This is a genomic window from Thermococcus chitonophagus, from assembly GCF_002214605.1.
GTDB lineage: Archaea > Methanobacteriota_B > Thermococci > Thermococcales > Thermococcaceae > Pyrococcus > Pyrococcus chitonophagus.
In genome coordinates, this window is record NZ_CP015193.1 from 1,717,056 (window position 1) to 1,733,724 (window position 16,669).

Sequence of the window (16,669 nt, forward strand, 5' to 3'; positions counted from 1 at the left end):
ACGCACACTCCATAGGCGTGCAATTTTGATAAGAAGATCTAAATCTAAAAGCCGATGTTGAAGGTATAACTCCTTAGGAGGTGAAAATATGGCCCTCTACTTCATCGGCCTGGGCTTGTACGATGAGAAGGATATAACGCTCAAGGGGCTTGAGATAGCTAGAAAGTGTGATTATGTTTTTGCAGAGTTCTACACCTCTCTAATGGCCGGTACAACCCTTGAAAAAATTCAAGAGCTAATAGGCAAGGAGATAAAAGTCCTGAGCAGGGAAGACGTGGAGATGAACTTTGAAAGGATAGTCCTCCCCCTAGCTAGGGAACATGATGTCGCGTTCCTTACAGCAGGAGATCCCATGGTTGCAACAACTCATTCGGAGCTCAGAATAAGAGCGAAGAAGACGGGAGTGAAAAGCTACGTCATCCACGCCCCAAGCATTTATTCAGCAATCGCAGTTACCGGTCTACATATTTACAAGTTTGGAAAGAGTGCCACCGTTGCATATCCTGAGGGCAACTGGTTTCCCACGAGCTATTATGATGTTATAAAGGAGAATAAGGAAAGGGGACTGCACACTCTCCTATTTTTGGATATAAAGGCCGATCAGAGAAAGTACATGACTGCAAATGAAGCCATGAAGTTGCTCCTGAAGATAGAGGGTATGAAGAGACAAAACGTATTCACCGAGGATACTCTTGTAGTCGTTCTAGCTAGAGCAGGTTCCCTTGAACCAACTCTCAAGGCAGGCTTCGTCAGAGATATGATCAGAGAAGACTTTGGAAAACAGCCCCATGTTCTCATAGTTCCTGGGAGACTACACATAGTCGAGGCAGAGTACCTGGTAGAGATTGCGGGAGCCCCTAAAAAAATAATTGAAAGAGGTCAGGGATTGTAGTTCCTGGCATGGTAGTACCAGTCATCTCCAGTTGGCCTTGGAATGTGAGGCTCAGGCCAGTGCTTCATAGCAACCCTCAGTATTGTCAAGAAGTCGTAGCGGTAGGATATGTGGTCTCCTCCCCAGTGCTGAGAGAGTAAATCGTAAGCCCTCTTTACATCTCTCATCATTGCATTCCATTCCTCGTCGCTTATCGCTCCAGGCCTGAAGAACTTCTGCCTTACCACAGTGAAGAAATACTCTATGTCATCCCAGGTTAAGTTCGCGTCATATATTCTCTCCGTTTCCATATCCATTGTTGCCGTGATGTTTATCACGGTTGGCACGTGACCACCAAAGCCCTCCATGTTGAATTCCTTCCAGAGAACCTCTGCATTTATTGCCTTCTCCCAGTTATCTGAGAAGATTTTGAGGGCCTCTATTGCTCCAACTCCTCTGTTATATCCAAAGTCTATTATTTCGGTTTCAGCCCACGGATCCTTTGCAAGCCTTAGGAATTCATTGTACTTGTCCCCAACGGCCGCGTATAGAAGCTCCCTCTCCATGGTCAAACTAACAGCGGCGACTATTGGAGAAGTTATCCACGCGGTGTCATTTGGATCTAGAGAAACCTTCATATAGTCGTCGTGATCTGCAGTATCCGGGAATATATCAGGATAGTATGCCTTGATTTGGTTGAAGTTCCCACTTTCAACTTGGAATATGCCATCAGGATGATCTATTTGAACAGGCCAGTAGTACTCTTCCTCATCAATTATTACTTTGTACCCCTTAAACGCAGGATCTTTTGTAACAGCTGTTCCCCAGTTCTCCTTTGCTGCAAGGGCCATCAGGAAGTTTGGATTGACTTTAAACCACTCATAAGCTAGGGCAAGGCCCATAGCAAAGTACTTGTTGGGAACCCACATCCTGGCACTTGAGGCTAGATTCAACGGATAGTCAATGTCAGCCAGCCCTATGATGATCTGGGTCGGGTGGGGAGGATTGTACATTATGAAGCCGTTCTGGTGAGGTTTAACATGTGGATCATAGTAGCTCTTCGGATCTGCTATTAAGTCGCTCAGCGTAAAGTTCCCAGGCTTCCAGCTTGCTGGGAGCTCTCCTATTGTCGGGTATATAATCGACTCACCCCTAAGGTAGTGAATCTTAAAGTTGTGCGGGTATGGGTTGTCTCCGGACTTCTGGATCTCAATTATTATCTTAACCGTGGTGTTGAGGTGGAATATACCCCTCCACGTTAGGTCTATAGTTACGAGATTTCCATTAACATTATAGACTGGCTCTCCCCCGTCAGCATACTTTATCGAAAGAACTTTTCCCGTTGTTTCAAACGTTATGTTCTTGATGTCAAAGCACCAGCCGTTCCAAACATAGTGCGTGTTTTTGTTTGCCAGCGTGAGTTCAACAGTTATCTTATCTCCTGTCTCACTAACAATTCTGTAAGCTGCATATAGCTCATCCGGATCATTTGGATCGGTAATATTAACGAGCCCCTGGGAAGGTTGTGATACTGGAGATTGCTCGGGAGCAGGAGAAGGCACCGATGGAACAGGCGCATTTTCGGGCCAAATGTCCCAAATCTGATTGTTAACAATGAGAGCTATTGATTCTGCCTCCCCATTTTGAACTATAAAGCCAAAGCTTGCAGTCGGGCCCTTATTCCATGTTAGAGGGGTAAAAATAATCCATCCGTCTTCTTCAGCCCTGTTAACGCTCCAGTAGCTTCCTAATCTTGCTCCAGGGGAGAGTTTTACTTTAACCATCCAATCTAGAGCCTCACCTAAGTTTAACGTTACGTCGTACTGGGAAGCTCCGGTCCAAGAAGTCACCTTAACGCTCATTGAGCCGGGCTTTACTAGGCTCGGAGGAGCCGAAGTAGTTGTTGATGTTACTGGAGTAGATGTAGTCGTTGTGGGAGTGGTTGTTTGTGTAGTTGGAGTTGTTTGAGTTGGAGTTTGAGAAGTTGTTGTGTAGGTTGTAGTAGATGTCGAAGTGTTCTCCATAGACCATCTGTCAACAATTTCTGAACCAACTACAAGAAGGATCTCAGAAACTACTGCCTCAGAGCCAGTTACGATGAATCCGAAACTAGCCATAGGACCCTTGTTCCAGCTTGCTGCCGGGAAGACATAGTAGTCCTTTTCTCTGTATACCTGTCCAGTATTCCAATAGTTCCCCAATTCTCCGTTCTCTATCTTCACGTATACCTTCCACTCGGCCGGACTGTCAAGCTTCATGTCCACCGTATACTGTCCACCAGTGTTCCAGAATGTAGCTTTAAAGCTCAATTTTCCTGCAACTCCAGTGCCCTCACTTGGTCTATTGCCTAAAGCCCAACTGAAATTTATCCCTGAGCTCAAAACTACCACAGCAACTACCAAAACTAACAACCTCTTCAATCCCATATTCAATCCCCCACATTGAGCATTTAAGCATGGCTTAATGAAACAAGATCAAAAAGTTGACATTGATGGAACATATAAGAATTTCTTAGACACTTTTGTATAATTACCAAGAAACATCAAAAGAATAAGCCGATGTGTCTCTTGTCTATGTACAATTGTCAAAATTAGAGGAGGAAATAGTTAAGGCACTAAGCCCGTCTTTCAAAAAATATCAACCTACAAAACCTGTAAAGGAAGGATTTTCCAACGAAAGTATTATTAAAATTGGCAAAAACATTTTAGCGGTGATGAACATGGTGGTTAGCCTAGCTGGAAGGGATCTTCTCTGCCTTCAGGACTATACACCTGAGGAGATATGGACAATCCTCGAGACGGCAAAGATGCTCAAGATATGGCAGAAGATAGGAAAGCCGCACAGGCTCCTTGAAGGGAAGACTTTGGCTATGATATTCCAAAAGCCCTCAACGAGGACAAGGGTAAGCTTTGAAGTTGCAATGGCCCACCTCGGAGGTCACGCTTTGTACCTAAACGCCCAAGACCTCCAGCTCAGGAGGGGAGAGACCATAGCTGACACAGCGAGAGTCTTGAGCAGGTACGTTGATGCGATAATGGCGAGGGTTTATGACCACAAGGACGTTGAGGATCTGGCAAAGTACGCTTCAGTTCCAGTAATAAACGGCCTTAGCGACTTCTCACACCCATGTCAGGCCTTAGCTGACTACATGACCATCTGGGAGAAGAAGGGGACAATAAAGGGAGTTAAAGTTGTGTACGTTGGTGATGGAAACAACGTTGCCCACTCACTAATGATAGCCGGAACCAAGCTTGGAGCGGATGTTGTTGTAGCAACTCCAGAAGGTTACGAGCCCGATGAGAAGGTAATTAAGTGGGCTGAGCAGAATGCAGCGGAGAGCGGCGGAAGCTTCGAGCTACTCCATGACCCGGTTAAAGCTGTCAAGGATGCCGACGTTATCTATACCGATGTCTGGGCCTCAATGGGCCAAGAGGCTGAGGCTGAGCAGAGAAGGAAGATCTTTAAGCCGTTCCAGGTTAACAAGGATCTAGTTAAGCATGCAAAGCCTGACTACATGTTCATGCACTGCCTGCCGGCGCACAGGGGAGAAGAAGTTACCGACGACGTCATTGACTCACCGAACAGTGTCGTCTGGGATCAGGCAGAGAACAGATTACACGCACAGAAGGCGGTTCTCGCCCTCGTAATGGGCGGAATTAAGTCCTGACAACTCAGTTTTTCTGTTATTTTTCAGTTTTCATTAAAATCTTTTTGAGTGATTCTAATTTCTCTTTTATGATTTCTTCCAAAAAATCCTGAGAAAATTTTGTGCTTCTTTGATTTAAGTAGCCCCCATATATTTCTAGAGCAGCTTCGTCTCCAAGCTCCTCAAGTTTCTTTAACACACTAGCTTTATCCAAATTCGCCCCATTTAAGAAGGCCCAAAGGCGAACTACTTCTCCGGCCAAGATATGCATCATCTTCTTGTTACCCTTGAATTTCTCAAGGTTTCTCTCTATCGATTTTATTCTCTCTTCCAATAGAACGCTAAAATCATAGGATGGAGGTATTATATCATTTCCTAAGACTACAATGTGGTTTTCAACGAAGTCCTCCCTATAAACCGTTAGGAATTTATACGGATAGCCCTTCTTCAGAGGATCATCAAGGTTCTCAACTAACTCCCAGGCAACGTCCACTTCCACAGGCTTGAACTCCGTAAAGCACTCTTCAACAGCTTCCTCCACTCTCAGAAGTATTCTCTTATTGAACTTCTCTAAAACCACAAAAACATCAACATCGCTAACTCCCGGAATGTAGTCTCCTCTAATGATTGAACCGTAGAGAATGAGAGAATAAATGGGGAGAGAAGAAAGTCTTCTTCTTAAGCAGTCAAGTGGTAGATGCTTCCTCGTCATTGTATATGTCCTCATCTGTTATCTCTTCCTCGTAACCTCTCGAGCCCTCCAGCGTTTCAATCCTGAACATGTAGCTCTTGTACCAGTTGTACTCTGGCAACTTCTTGATAGGAATAAGCTTCCAGGCCCTAGTCTCTTCAGCGTAGCCCCAGTTGACGTACTCGTTAAAGTTCCTGATTATGTCCGTTATTACAACGTTGAATTCATTCAACAGCAACTTCTGTATCTCCCTCCACTTGTCGAGGGAGCTCTCCCTCCTCGTTATCCCGAAGTAGCCTGCACACCTGGGCCCCTTGAGGGTTGCAATTCCCCTTCCAACGAAAGCCCTAATGGCCTTAACCGTCTCTGGGGGATCGGTGATGAATGTATCGAACTTATGTAAGGCGTAATCTGGCAATGGCTTCCTCAGGTCGAACGTGAATATCTCGATATCGTTGTAGCCGATCTCATCGGCGACCCTCTCTATGAACTTTATCAGCCTCTCGTCTATATCTAAGACGGCTATTCTCTTTGGAAGCCCTGAGAGCATCAGTGCAATGCTCGTTAGGTCATCGTCACCCAACACGAACACTTCCTTGTTCTCCAAGTCTCCTCTGGTGTGCATTAGAATAACTCTAGCTACAGTCGTCTCAGGGGTAACGTAGGCCTGATCGTACTCGTGGACTGGCTCTGGTCTGTCCTTCACTATCTCCCTGAACTGCTCCAGCAGGTCAGCGAAGGCCTGAAGGTCAACGGTCTTGCCCTGGCAGTGGGGGCAGGTGTAGTCATACCTCTTCCCTATCCCATACTCCGCAACTAAATCTTCGCCCTTCTCCGTAAGCTTAACCCCATCCTTGAACTCAACGTAGCCGAGCTCGTTTAAAGCTTCGAGGATTGCAACGACTAGCGGTAATGGCTCTTCACTTAAATCGACGATCCTCCATATATCGTTGCTCGCTAAAACCGCAGATAAGACGTTTTCTACACTTCTCTCGTAAACTGGTATCTTCGTTTTGGCTTTAACCCTCTCTACTATCTCCTTCATCTCCAAACACCCCCAGAAGTGTTCTTTTTCTGAATTCTCTTTCCACTCCTTTTAAAGGTTTCTGAGCTTAGCTTAAACTTTATTTAGTTTTCAAGCGAATGAAAAATTTGGTGGTGAGAGTGGACAGGAAGCGCGGGGCTTATCCTGAGTACACACTTGAGGATGCTATAGCAACTATATTCCTACTTAAAACTCCCCTAGGAAGGAAGCAGATAGCGGAAAAGCTTGAACTGGGAGAAGGGACAGTAAGGACTCTCCTTAGAAAGCTCTCCAATTTAGGAATAATAGGCTCTAGGCAGAGGGGCCACTTCCTAACTGAGAAAGGTGAAAAATTGAAGGCCAAGCTCAACGAGAGTTTCCTTGATCCTATAGGGGTTTCCGTGGACGGCTGGCCCGCCGTTGCGATTATCGTAAAGAATCCCCCAAAATTTAAGTCGATAGAGCTCAGGGACGAGGCCATAAGGTTCGATGCGAAAGGCGCGATGATTTTAACTGTTAGAAACGGAGAGATAGTGTTCCCAGAGGACTCAAGGCCCCTAAAGGAAACTTACCCCGAGATAGTAAGGAAGCTAATGAACTACGAGGAGGGAGATGCTATAATAATAGCATGGGCAGAAACACCTCCAAAAGCGTTAAAGGCAGCCATCCATGTTGCCGTGTTCATGAAAGAGAAGGACCTCCCTGGGGAGCTATTGGAGGTGGTTAGGTGATAATTCTCGCATTAGACGTTTACGAAAAGGACAAAGCTTTGAAGATAGCCGAGGATGTTAAGGAGTACATTTCAATGATAAAGGTCAACTGGCCTCTGATAATAGGGAGCGGTTTGGATATAATAGGAGAGCTAAAGAAGAGGACAAGATTAAAGATAATAGCGGATCTAAAGCTTGCAGACATTCCAAACACGAACAGGCTAATAGCAAAGAAAGTCTATGGAGCGGGAGCAGACTACATAATAGTTCACTCTTTCGTCGGGAAGGACAGCGTTCTAGCGGTTAAGGAGCTTGGAGAGATAATAATGATAGTAGAGATGAGTCATCCTGGGGCCCTTGAGTTCATAAACCCACTAACGGATAAGTTCATCGAGATGGCCAACGAGATACAGCCTTTCGGTGTTATAGCCCCGGGGACAAGGCCCGAGAGAATTAAGTACATCCGTGAGAGGTTAAATGAGGAGATAAGGATCTTGACCCCAGGGATAGGGGCCCAGGGAGGAAAAGCTTCAGAAGCAATAAAGGCTGGAGCTGATTACATAATCGTCGGCAGGTCGATATACTCCTCTGAAAATCCAAGAGAAGCAGCGAGGAGAATTTACGAGGAGGTGAAAGGATGGAGCTCAGAGTGAAGCACCCGCTCAGCAAGAAGGAAGTCAAGGAGATAATAAGGCAACTGAGTGAGATGTTCGGGGAGGAGATAGCATCAAAGATGCTTAAGAAAAAGGATGATGTTAAGGTTGCCGAGTTCGATAAGACGACGGAGATAATAATTGTGAACGATAAGCCGATGTTCATAAGGAGGAAAGATCTAATTTTCCCGCTGGTCATAGCCCTCTACAACCTATCGGATGAAGAAGACCTCAGGAAGTGGCCCAGGAGGGTAGTCGTTGATGAGGGGGCAGTCCCTCACATACTGAACGGGGCAGATGTTATGGCCCCAGGAATAGTTGATGCTGACGAAAACATCAGGGAGGGGGACTTCGTCTTCATAGTGGAGGAGAACTACGGGAGGCCCCTAGCAATAGGGATTGCGCTAATGAGCGGAAAGGCAATGAAGGAGAGGGACAGGGGGAAGGCCGTGAAGGTGATACACCACGCGAGGGATAAAATATGGCAGATAACCGCAAGATAAGGGTGGTAGTCGGTGGGGTCTTCGATATACTCCACGTCGGCCATATCCACTTCTTGAAGATGGCCAAGGAGCTTGGAGATGAGTTGATAGTTATAGTGGCTCATGACGAAACCGTAAAGAAGAGGAAGGGAAGACCACCGATAAATCCAGCCGAGGATAGAGCTGAAGTCCTTAGGGCGATAAGGTACGTTGACGATGTTGTAATAGGAGAGCCCGGTGAGGTAAGCCTTGAAACGATTAAAAGGCTAAAGCCAGATATAATAGCCCTAGGCCCAGACCAAGACTTCAGCTGCAAAGATTTAAAGGAGAAGCTAAAGAGGGAAGGCCTCAACGTTGAGGTGATAAGGCTGCCCTACTTGTATAAGGCGGACAGGGCAAAGACGAGCAAGATAATTCAGAGGATCATTGAGACCTTCTGCGAGTGAATCTTAGGACAACGAATTCCCTGAACCTCATCACCTCCTCGAATCCCTTCCTTTTGTAATAGTTGTAGGCCTCCAAGTTCGGGAAGGTCACAACGTAGGCCTCTTTTCCCAGACTCTCAAGTCTTTTTATCGCAAATTCTAAGAGTTTGCTACCAAGGCCTTTTCCCCTGTACCTCTCGTCGACCATGAAGAACTCTATTAGGCCGGTTCTTGGGCTCATTATCTCTTGTGGAACCCACCATACACCTTCCTTTGGGAGTTTATACACCAAGGCAATTGTACCGACTATTCCATTATCTTGGGCAACGTAAAGCTCATCGAACTCCCTGGTTAACCTGAACTCTAAGAATGGCTCATAGACCCTCTTGAAGCCTTCAAAGTCATCAATGCTCGGCTTTTTCTCAACCCACTCCAATGCCGGATACTTTCCTCCAGTACTCCTGTATATTTCGAATACGAATTTCACAAGTTCATCCTTTAGGCTGAGGGGATTCTCTATCCTCTTCACTTCCACCATACGCAACACCGAATTCGTTGTGGAATACCTTCCACCACTCCTCAACTTCCTTTCCATGGGGTCTCTTCTCTTCGGCCGGGAATCCTATGGCTATTATGAATGGCACCCTTAGATTCCTGGGGACATTAACTATCTCCCTAACGTACTCTTCAGCATCCCTCCCGTCGAAGGTCTTCCTGTTCATTATCTGAATCCATACGCTCCCAAGACCCAACGCAAAAGTTGCAAGGTGTATATGCTCCGCAACTATTGAGCAATCCTCAAGCCAGACGTCACTCTTCTCTGGGTCACCAACTATCGCTATAGCCAAGGGAGCACTCGCCAATGGATTTGCTCCAGGCTTCGCTTTGCTTAACAGCTCAAGCTTCTCCCTGTCATCTACAACGATGAAGTACCATGGCCTTCGATTGTGGGAAGAAGGAGAGAGGAAAGCTGCCTTTAAGATCAACTCAACGATTTCCCTGGGGATTTCCTTATCTCTGAACCTCCTTATGCTCCTCCTTCTCCTTAGTACTTCAAAGAACTCCATTACAACACCTCTAGATAAGCCTTGATTAGCTCTTTAGTTGCCAGCAGGCCCTTAACGTGGGTTCTCTCCATTCCGTGGCTCGCGTGAACTCCTGGGCCTATGAGGGCAACCCTGAAGTCCCAGCCGGCCCTTAAGGCAGCGGAACCATCTGAACCGTAGTAAGGGAATACATCTACAACGTAGGGAATCTTTCTCTCCTCAGCTAGCTCTATCAGCTTAGTCGTCATGTCGTAATCGTAAGGGCCTGTGGAATCTTTCGCGGCAATTGAAACAGCTGTTTCCTTTCCGTAGACCCCCTCCCCAACGACGCCCATGTCCACAACGAGGAGCTCCTCAGCAGTCCTGGGATAGCCAGCTGAGCCTCCGTGGCCGACCTCCTCGTAGGGCGAGAAGAAGAATGCCACAGGTATGTCATGGAGCTCGTCCTTTAAATCAGTGATCAGGTCGAGAATCACGGCTACACTGGCCTTATCGTCAAGGAAGTGGGCCTTCACGAAGCCGTTGACGTACTCAAACTTCGGATCAAAGGCTATGAAGTCCCCAGGCCTTATGCCTAGCTTTTCTGTATCCTCCTTCTTCTCGACTTCAGCGTCAAGCCTTATGTACATGGTCTCCTCCTTCCTCTCCTTCTTCCCTACTTCCCTGTTTACGTGGGCGCTCGGGTTCCTCAAGAGGAGAGTTCCCCTGAACTTCTTGCCCTTCCTCGTTATTATCGTGCAATATTCTCCCTCAAAGGTTGGAAGAACTAATCCGCCAATCCTCGAGAATGCCAAATGACCGTCGGGAAGGATTTCTTTAACCATTGCACCGAGGGTGTCAACGTGGGCTATAACAACCAGCTTTGGCTCGGGATGATTGCCAGCTATCAGTGCACCCTTCTTCGTGTAGTACGTGTTAACGCCGAGACCCTCAAGGTAGTCCTCGAGGTAGGGCATTATCTCCTTCATATAGCCGGTTGGGGACGGTATCTCGAGAATCTCCTTAAGTATCTTCACGACACTCTCCATAAAATCACCAGGCTAATGTAGAACTGAACCTTAAAGTCATTTCCTCAACAGTTGGATTGTCATCTCACAAAGCTCTCAATATCTTCATCATTTAAAGCTCTCCTGAAGCTTTCCCTAACAGCTTCACTAACTTCATCAACGTCCTTGAGAACTTCAACAAATTCATCTAATAGCCTTTCAAACTTCCTTTTTGATTTTGCAGATACTTCCTTCTCACGGTCAGCCATTAAATCCCCGAATTATACCCCAGGGATTTAAAATTTAGTAAAAACAAGCTCACCTTCTCACCACGTGGATAACTGTCCTGCCCCCAGTGAGCAGCCATAGAACGAAGAGCATCGCATACAGGAACACTCCAAAACCCTTTATCGTTGAACTGTTAAGGAGCGAAGCAACCTTGAGGGTTGCCGAGGTGTAGGCCCCGAGGGGGAATATGAAGGCCCACCATGCGAGGCTGTAGGGGAGCGAGATCTTTCTAATGTAGTATAGGGTGAGCATCACCGCCATGAGGAACCACCAGATGCCGAAGCCCCAGAGGAATACGACCAGAAAGCTTAGTTCACCCTTGACTATCGCGAGGTACGATGAGGCTCCAGCACCTATTGGACCGAGGTTTATCCATATCGAAGGGGCCAAGCCACAGGGCATCGGCTCGTGCCTTATGAACCTCAGCATGACCATTGAGAACAGGGCCAAGTAGAGGAAAAAGCCAGAGCCCCAGGAGAAGTACAGCAGGGCCGGATCCACCTTGTAAAAGCACGTCATTGGAATAACTATCAGGCCGACTGGCGGAATGAACCACGCCGGGCCCAAGGTTTTGGTGTCTATTTCACCCTGGGTGAACATCACGTAGGGTATGAGGAGGGAGAAGCCTATGGTCATTGCAACTCCTATCAGCCACACTATGGCTATCGTCCCGTAGAAGTGGGAAACCACCGGGTGGTAGAGATCCCTAAGGGCATCTTCCCTGTAGAGGAGCCATCTCAGAATCCAGGGGATCAATAGGACAATGAACAGGAAAGTATTGAGATAGGCAAGCATCTTAGCTACTTTTAACAGGAGAGGATAGTCCTGGGAGAGCATCTTTGAGGTTATAGCTAATGCTCCAGTTCCCATAACGCTTGCAAACCAGCTCGGAGGGAATTCCTTGATCCACTTCATCCATCACACCTGAAGGTTGTTACATGTGAACTGTATTAAAAATGTTTTCACGTGTATAAATTCCTAAGGTCTAACGCAGTTGGAACTTTCTCTTCAATTCTCTTCCTCATTACCAAGTAGTACTTTTCCCAGCCTTCAAGCCTTAACAGCTCGGACTTCTTCTTTAGATCCTTCAGGATTCTCTGTATCTCTAGCCCGCTTAAGTCCTTCTACTTCACTTCCACAAAGAGAACTTTTCTCTCCCTTTCGTTTAGGGCAACGATATCTATTTCCTCTTCCCTGTGCCACCACCTTCCAATCCTCGTAAACCTGAGCGGCAGTTCTTTGGCCTTGTTCAGCTCAATCAGGAACTCCTTGGCAACTTCCTCAAAGCGGAGTGAGAAAACCCTCTGAAGATCATCTTCAACGTCCTCCCAAGAAATTATTCCGGCTTCAATAGCACCCCTATTCGGATAGACGATTGAGAACCATGTCAGGAGCATTGCATCTGCTATCTTATAGAGGTCCCTCTTCTCTTTCCTGCCCACGGGGAGTTCTCTCTCCACGAAACCGAGCCTCATGAGGTTCTCAAGGTAAGGGTAAATTTTTCTGCCCTCGACACGAACTAAAAATATTATACTCTCAAGTGAGTTCATAATAATTGAAAATGAAACTGAGGAAGATTGGGATAAGGCTTGGAAAAATCTTTGAAAAATTTGAAGACCATGATGGTATGGATCTAGTTGATTGTCTCAGCTTTGCGACAATGGAGCGTCTCAGGATAATAACGGCTTTCACCTTTGACCATGACTTCGAAATATATAGCTTCTATAAAGCCCCTGATTCTCGAGTCCCATCAATTTTTGATTTAAAACAAAAGTTAAGGTTATAACTTCTGGGGGAGAAGTTAACTTCTGGGGGAGAAGTTTGTACTTCGACCCAAGACCAAAAACAAAGAGAGAAGATTTATTTGACAGGGAGAGGGAGCTTGAAGAGTTCATAACTGCCCTAGAGTCTAAAAGGCCCCTAACGGTTATAACGGGGATAAGAAGGTTAGGGAAAACTTCGCTTTTGCTCGTAGGCCTTAACGAAGCCAATGCCCCTTACATTCTCATAGACATGAGGGACGTCAACCCGAGCTCGGAGTTTGACCTCTACAAAAGGATAGAAGCGGGCCTTAACAGGTTAATTAGGGAGAGAAAGGACATAAAAACGAAAATTAAAGAGATACTTTCCCACATATCTGGAGTCCAAATTCTTGGTTCTGGAATATATCTCTCTTGGGGGGAGAGAGGAGTAGATCTTCTAGAACTATTCGAAACCCTCGAGAGGCTCGATGTTGTAATCGCGTTCGATGAGGTACAGTACGCTAAAGGTCCAATTGGGAGAAAGCTAACCGGTCTAATAGCACACCTCTACGATTACACCAACCTCAGAATAGTTGTCACGGGAAGCGAGGTTGGCCTCCTCTACGACTTCCTGGGCATTGAAGATCCAAACGCCCCTCTATTCGGAAGGTACTTTGAGGAGATCACCCTCTCAAGGTTCAGCGAAGAGCAGAGCAGGGAGTTCCTCAGGATAGGCTTTGAGCAGTGCAACGTTAACGTTGGCGAGGAAACTATAGAGGAGGCAGTTAGAGCATTGGACGGAATAGTTGGATGGCTTGTCCTCTTCGGAATGTCAGCTTTGAAGAACCCGGAGAGGGCCCTTGAGGCCACGTTAAAGAAGGCTACACTTTTGGCCAAGAGGGAGTTCGAGGAGTTCCTGAAGAGGCACGAATTCGCGAGAAAAAGATACATCGCGGTTATGAGGGCTGTAGCTTTAGGAAACAAAAGGTGGAGCGAGATAAAGGAGTTCCTTGAGAGGAGGGAGAGGAAGTCCATCTCTGACAGCGTGGTGCACAGGTTATTGACGAATCTTGTCAAGGCCTCCTTCCTCGAGAAGGTCAAGGGAGAGTACAGGATAGCTGATCCAATTCTTGAAATGGTGTTTAAGCAAGGTTTTTAAGGGGCCTCTCGTTTAAAGGGTTTGGTGGTGTATATCGTCCACCGCTACCTTTAGCCCAAACCAACCAACTCTTCTTCCCCGGTTAGTTCTTAGTAGGTGGTGCCTATGCTACCGAAGAATTATGACCCGAACGAGATAGAGCCTAAGTGGCAGAAGTACTGGCTCGAGGAGAAGATATACAAGTACAGGTTAGACGAGAACAAGCCAAGCTACGCCATAGACACTCCCCCACCGTTCACGAGCGGAACCCTACACCTGGGACACGTGCTAAGTCACACCTGGATAGATATAATAGCCAGATTTAAGAGGATGAGGGGCTACAACGTTCTCTTTCCGCAAGGCTTCGACAACCACGGACTCCCAACCGAGTTAAAGGTCGAAAAAGAATTCGGAATTACGAAGGATCAGCCCGAAGAGTTCCTGAAGAAGTGCGTGGAGTGGACTTGGCAGGCCATTGAAGCTATGAGAAACCAGTTCATAAGGATAGGGTACTCAGCCGATTGGGATCTTGAGTACCACACCATGGATGACAAGTACAAGGCAACAGTCCAATACACTTTGCTCAAGTTCTACGAGAAGGGACTGCTCTACAGGGAGGAGCATCCTGTTTACTGGTGCCCCAAGTGCAGGACTTCGCTGGCTAAGGCTGAGGTAGGCTACGTTGAGGAGGAGGGCTACCTCTACTACATAAAGCTTCCCCTGGCAGATGGTTCCGGCTACATTCCGATAGCGACCACGAGGCCCGAGCTCATGCCCGCGTGTGTTGCGGTCTTCGTTCACCCGGACGACGAGAGGTACAAGCATTTAGTTGGAAAGAAGGTGAAGCTGCCAATTTACGAGAGGGAGGTTCCAATTCTAGCGGATGAGGATGTAGATCCGAACTTCGGAACCGGTGCCGTGTACAATTGTACGTACGGTGATGAGCAGGATATAGTCTGGCAAAAGCGCTACAACCTTCCCGTGATAATCGCGATAAATGAAGATGGAACCATGAACGAAAAAGCGGGACCATACGCGGGGCTTAAGGTCGAGGAGGCGAGGAAGAAAATAGCGGAAGACCTCGAGAAGATGGGTCTTCTCTACAAGAAGGAGAAGATAAAGCACAGAGTCCTCAGGCACACCGAGAGGAGCAGCTGTATGGCTCCGATTGAGCTGTTGCCCAAGAAGCAGTGGTTCATAAAGGTGAAGGACTTCACCGATGAGATTGTGAAGGTAGCGAAGGAGATCAACTGGTATCCCGAGGACATGTTCCTGAGGCTTAAGGACTGGGCCGAGAGCATGGATTGGGACTGGGTGATAAGCAGGCAGAGGGTCTTCGGAACTCCATTCCCGTTCTGGGTGTGCAAGAACGGTCATATAGTTCCAGCTAGAGAGGAAGATTTGCCCGTAGATCCAAGGTTCGACAAGCCTCCGGTAGAGAAGTGCCCTGTCTGTGGAGCAGAACTAGAGCCCGTAACAGATGTACTTGACTGCTGGGTTGACTCGAGCATTACTCCGCTGATAATCACGAAGTGGTACGATGCGGTTAAGGGCGACGAGGAGGCGAAGAAGTGGTTCGAGCACAACTTCCCAACAGCGTTAAGGCCCCAGGGAACCGACATAATTAGGACGTGGGCCTTCTACACGATATACAGGACCTACAAGCTGACCGGGGAGAAGCCATGGAGGGATATAGTGATCAACGGAATGGTCGCAGGGCCGGACGGAAGGAAGATGAGCAAAAGCTACGGGAATGTAGTAGCTCCAGATGAAGTGATTCCAAAGTACGGTGCAGATGCTCTAAGGCTGTGGACTGCTTTAGCCCCTCCAGGTGAAGATCACCCCTTCAAGTGGGAAACAGTTGATTACAACTTCAGGTTCCTCCAGAAGCTCTGGAACATCTACAGGTTCGCCGAGAGGCACATAAAGGACTTTGAGTACGAGGAGTACAAGGATTTGGAGCTCGAGCCCCTCGACAGGTGGATACTCTCGAGACTGCACAGACTGATAAAGTTCGCGACCGAAGAGCTAGAGAAGTACAGGTTCAACCTGATAACCAGGGAGCTCATGACCTTCGTATGGCACGAGGTTGCTGACGATTACATAGAGATGATAAAATATAGGCTGTATGGAGAGGACGAGGAGAGCAAGATAAAGGCCAAGGTTGCATTGTATGAGCTGCTGTGGAACCTCCTGCTATTGCTAGCCCCGTTCGTCCCGCACATAACCGAGGAGCTCTACTACCACTTGTTCAAGGACAAGGTTGGAGCCAAGAGCATCCACTTATTAGAGTGGCCCAAGTACAGCGAGGAAAGGATAGACGAGGAAGCGGAGAGGGTTGGTGAGCTAGCGAGGAAGATCGTTAGTGAGATGAGGAAGTACAAGAACTCCCACGGGTTGCCTTTGAACGCTAAGCTTAAGCATGTAGCAATCTACGCAACGGAGAGCTATGATCTAGTTAAGCTGATAGAGAGGGACATAGCCGGAACGATGAACATCGAGAGGCTTGAAGTCGTGAAGGGAGAGCCCCAGCTCGAGGAGAGGGTTGTAGAGATAAAGCCCAACTTCAGAAGGGTTGGGCCAAGGTACGGGAAGCTAGTTCCAAAGATCGCCCAGTACCTGGAGGAGAATGCAGACAGGATTGCCAAGGAGCTGAGGGAAAAGGGCAGGGTAGAGTTCGAGGTTGATGGGACTAGGGTAGAGTTAGACAGGGAGGATGTGGTGCTTAGGAAGGCGGTGTTCAGCGAAGGGGAGGAGGTTGAGACTGCCGTTGTAGATGATGTTGTTATCCTGTTCTTCTGATATCCCTTTTATTTAATTCAACGATTATTCCTGGGATTAGGGCCAAACCTATGAGTGCAAGTACCTGGGCTTGAACCTCCTCAAGGTAACCTCTCAGCACAACAAAGATTACCAGTCCGAGAAGGGCCAACAAGCATTGCAAGGGCAAATGAATAAATCCACACT

General features: G+C 47.2%; 19 protein-coding genes. 9 read left to right on the top strand and 10 right to left on the bottom strand.

What is annotated here, in order from left to right:
• Positions 1-88 precede the first annotated feature (88 nt).
• Positions 89-892, top strand: coding sequence for a diphthine synthase (gene dph5 / locus A3L04_RS09505; protein WP_068577549.1), 804 nt, complete (start codon positions 89-91; stop codon positions 890-892).
• On the opposite strand, the gene A3L04_RS11145 is transcribed toward dph5, so the two are convergent.
• Positions 880-3,297 carry a hypothetical protein gene (locus A3L04_RS11145; protein ID WP_068577552.1) on the bottom strand — a complete coding sequence of 806 codons (2,418 nt, stop codon included), beginning with the start codon at positions 3,295-3,297 and terminating at the stop codon, positions 880-882. The two genes, dph5 and A3L04_RS11145, sit on opposite strands and share 13 nt — an antisense overlap.
• Positions 3,298-3,590: 293 nt before the next feature.
• Here A3L04_RS11145 and argF point away from each other — a divergent pair, with 293 nt between their 5' ends.
• Positions 3,591-4,538, top strand: a complete 948-nt coding sequence (gene argF / locus A3L04_RS09515; RefSeq protein ID WP_068577554.1) for an ornithine carbamoyltransferase — start codon at positions 3,591-3,593, stop codon at positions 4,536-4,538.
• Positions 4,539-4,554: 16 nt separating this feature from the next.
• On the opposite strand, the gene A3L04_RS09520 is transcribed toward argF, so the two are convergent.
• Positions 4,555-5,244 carry a nucleotidyltransferase domain-containing protein gene (locus tag A3L04_RS09520; RefSeq protein WP_084448874.1) on the bottom strand — a complete coding sequence of 230 codons (690 nt, stop codon included), beginning with the start codon at positions 5,242-5,244 and terminating at the stop codon, positions 4,555-4,557.
• A complete protein-coding gene (bpsA, locus tag A3L04_RS09525) occupies positions 5,204-6,253 on the bottom strand; it encodes a N(4)-bis(aminopropyl)spermidine synthase (RefSeq protein WP_068577556.1) in 1,050 nt (349 codons plus the stop codon). The genes A3L04_RS09520 and bpsA overlap by 41 nt, the downstream gene beginning before the upstream one ends.
• A gap of 119 nt (positions 6,254-6,372) precedes the next feature.
• Between bpsA and A3L04_RS09530 the strand changes: the two genes are divergently transcribed.
• The 4 genes from A3L04_RS09530 to A3L04_RS09545 are packed head-to-tail and all read left to right on the top strand — an operon-like array spanning position 6,373 to position 8,523.
• On the top strand, positions 6,373-6,963 hold the full coding sequence (locus A3L04_RS09530) for a DUF4443 domain-containing protein (protein ID WP_088859127.1): 591 nt from the start codon (positions 6,373-6,375) through the stop codon (positions 6,961-6,963).
• Positions 6,960-7,595 carry an orotidine-5'-phosphate decarboxylase gene (pyrF, locus tag A3L04_RS09535; protein WP_068577559.1) on the top strand — a complete coding sequence of 212 codons (636 nt, stop codon included), beginning with the start codon at positions 6,960-6,962 and terminating at the stop codon, positions 7,593-7,595. The genes A3L04_RS09530 and pyrF overlap by 4 nt, the downstream gene beginning before the upstream one ends.
• Entirely contained in the window at positions 7,580-8,098 is a 519-nt protein-coding gene (locus tag A3L04_RS09540; protein ID WP_068577561.1) for an RNA-binding protein, read from the top strand. The genes pyrF and A3L04_RS09540 overlap by 16 nt, the downstream gene beginning before the upstream one ends.
• Positions 8,077-8,523, top strand: a complete 447-nt coding sequence (locus A3L04_RS09545; protein ID WP_068577563.1) for an adenylyltransferase/cytidyltransferase family protein — start codon at positions 8,077-8,079, stop codon at positions 8,521-8,523. Before A3L04_RS09540 ends, A3L04_RS09545 begins: the two co-directional genes overlap by 22 nt.
• Here the strand turns inward: A3L04_RS09545 and A3L04_RS09550 are convergent.
• The 6 genes from A3L04_RS09550 to A3L04_RS09570 form a co-directional block, all read right to left on the bottom strand.
• Positions 8,501-9,040, bottom strand: a complete 540-nt coding sequence (locus A3L04_RS09550) for a GNAT family N-acetyltransferase (protein WP_172799786.1) — start codon at positions 9,038-9,040, stop codon at positions 8,501-8,503. The two genes, A3L04_RS09545 and A3L04_RS09550, sit on opposite strands and share 23 nt — an antisense overlap.
• On the bottom strand, positions 8,994-9,569 hold the full coding sequence (locus tag A3L04_RS09555; RefSeq protein WP_068577564.1) for a nitroreductase family protein: 576 nt from the start codon (positions 9,567-9,569) through the stop codon (positions 8,994-8,996). Before A3L04_RS09555 ends, A3L04_RS09550 begins: the two co-directional genes overlap by 47 nt.
• A complete protein-coding gene (locus A3L04_RS09560; RefSeq protein ID WP_068577566.1) occupies positions 9,569-10,576 on the bottom strand; it encodes a M42 family metallopeptidase in 1,008 nt (335 codons plus the stop codon). Before A3L04_RS09560 ends, A3L04_RS09555 begins: the two co-directional genes overlap by 1 nt.
• A gap of 59 nt (positions 10,577-10,635) precedes the next feature.
• The gene (locus tag A3L04_RS11045; RefSeq protein WP_157092420.1) at positions 10,636-10,803 is read right to left on the bottom strand and encodes a hypothetical protein; all 168 of its coding nucleotides are present in this window, start codon (positions 10,801-10,803) and stop codon (positions 10,636-10,638) included.
• Positions 10,804-10,852: 49 nt separating this feature from the next.
• Positions 10,853-11,737 carry a TDT family transporter gene (locus tag A3L04_RS09565; protein ID WP_088859128.1) on the bottom strand — a complete coding sequence of 295 codons (885 nt, stop codon included), beginning with the start codon at positions 11,735-11,737 and terminating at the stop codon, positions 10,853-10,855.
• A gap of 209 nt (positions 11,738-11,946) precedes the next feature.
• A complete protein-coding gene (locus A3L04_RS09570; protein ID WP_231963742.1) occupies positions 11,947-12,372 on the bottom strand; it encodes a DUF234 domain-containing protein in 426 nt (141 codons plus the stop codon).
• Between the two features lie 11 nt (positions 12,373-12,383).
• On the opposite strand from A3L04_RS09570, the gene A3L04_RS09575 reads away from it, so the two are divergent.
• The 3 genes from A3L04_RS09575 (at position 12,384) to A3L04_RS09585 (ending at position 16,504) form a co-directional block, all read left to right on the top strand.
• Positions 12,384-12,608: a PIN domain-containing protein gene (locus A3L04_RS09575; RefSeq protein WP_068577572.1), complete on the top strand. Its 225-nt coding sequence runs from the start codon at positions 12,384-12,386 to the stop codon at positions 12,606-12,608.
• A 35-nt stretch (positions 12,609-12,643) separates the two neighbouring features.
• Positions 12,644-13,723, top strand: coding sequence for an AAA family ATPase (locus tag A3L04_RS09580; RefSeq protein ID WP_068577574.1), 1,080 nt, complete (start codon positions 12,644-12,646; stop codon positions 13,721-13,723).
• Between the two features lie 105 nt (positions 13,724-13,828).
• Positions 13,829-16,504, top strand: a complete 2,676-nt coding sequence (locus A3L04_RS09585; RefSeq protein WP_068577577.1) for a valine--tRNA ligase — start codon at positions 13,829-13,831, stop codon at positions 16,502-16,504.
• Here A3L04_RS09585 and A3L04_RS11050 read toward each other — a convergent pair.
• A complete protein-coding gene (locus A3L04_RS11050) occupies positions 16,488-16,634 on the bottom strand; it encodes a hypothetical protein (protein WP_157092421.1) in 147 nt (48 codons plus the stop codon). The genes A3L04_RS09585 and A3L04_RS11050 overlap by 17 nt on opposite strands.
• Positions 16,635-16,669 lie beyond the last annotated feature (35 nt).

Coding starts and splice junctions, on each gene's coding strand:
- dph5 (WP_068577549.1), top strand. CDS start 89: ATGGCCCTCTACTTCATCGGCCTGGGCTTGTACGATGAGAAGGATATA.
- A3L04_RS11145 (WP_068577552.1), bottom strand. CDS start 3,297: ATGGGATTGAAGAGGTTGTTAGTTTTGGTAGTTGCTGTGGTAGTTTTG.
- argF (WP_068577554.1), top strand. CDS start 3,591: ATGGTGGTTAGCCTAGCTGGAAGGGATCTTCTCTGCCTTCAGGACTAT.
- A3L04_RS09520 (WP_084448874.1), bottom strand. CDS start 5,244: ATGAGGACATATACAATGACGAGGAAGCATCTACCACTTGACTGCTTA.
- bpsA (WP_068577556.1), bottom strand. CDS start 6,253: ATGAAGGAGATAGTAGAGAGGGTTAAAGCCAAAACGAAGATACCAGTT.
- A3L04_RS09540 (WP_068577561.1), top strand. CDS start 7,580: ATGGAGCTCAGAGTGAAGCACCCGCTCAGCAAGAAGGAAGTCAAGGAG.
- A3L04_RS09545 (WP_068577563.1), top strand. CDS start 8,077: ATGGCAGATAACCGCAAGATAAGGGTGGTAGTCGGTGGGGTCTTCGAT.
- A3L04_RS09550 (WP_172799786.1), bottom strand. CDS start 9,040: ATGGTGGAAGTGAAGAGGATAGAGAATCCCCTCAGCCTAAAGGATGAA.
- A3L04_RS09555 (WP_068577564.1), bottom strand. CDS start 9,569: ATGGAGTTCTTTGAAGTACTAAGGAGAAGGAGGAGCATAAGGAGGTTC.
- A3L04_RS09560 (WP_068577566.1), bottom strand. CDS start 10,576: ATGGAGAGTGTCGTGAAGATACTTAAGGAGATTCTCGAGATACCGTCC.
- A3L04_RS11045 (WP_157092420.1), bottom strand. CDS start 10,803: ATGGCTGACCGTGAGAAGGAAGTATCTGCAAAATCAAAAAGGAAGTTT.
- A3L04_RS09565 (WP_088859128.1), bottom strand. CDS start 11,737: ATGAAGTGGATCAAGGAATTCCCTCCGAGCTGGTTTGCAAGCGTTATG.
- A3L04_RS09570 (WP_231963742.1), bottom strand. CDS start 12,372: ATGAACTCACTTGAGAGTATAATATTTTTAGTTCGTGTCGAGGGCAGA.
- A3L04_RS09575 (WP_068577572.1), top strand. CDS start 12,384: ATGAAACTGAGGAAGATTGGGATAAGGCTTGGAAAAATCTTTGAAAAA.
- A3L04_RS09585 (WP_068577577.1), top strand. CDS start 13,829: ATGCTACCGAAGAATTATGACCCGAACGAGATAGAGCCTAAGTGGCAG.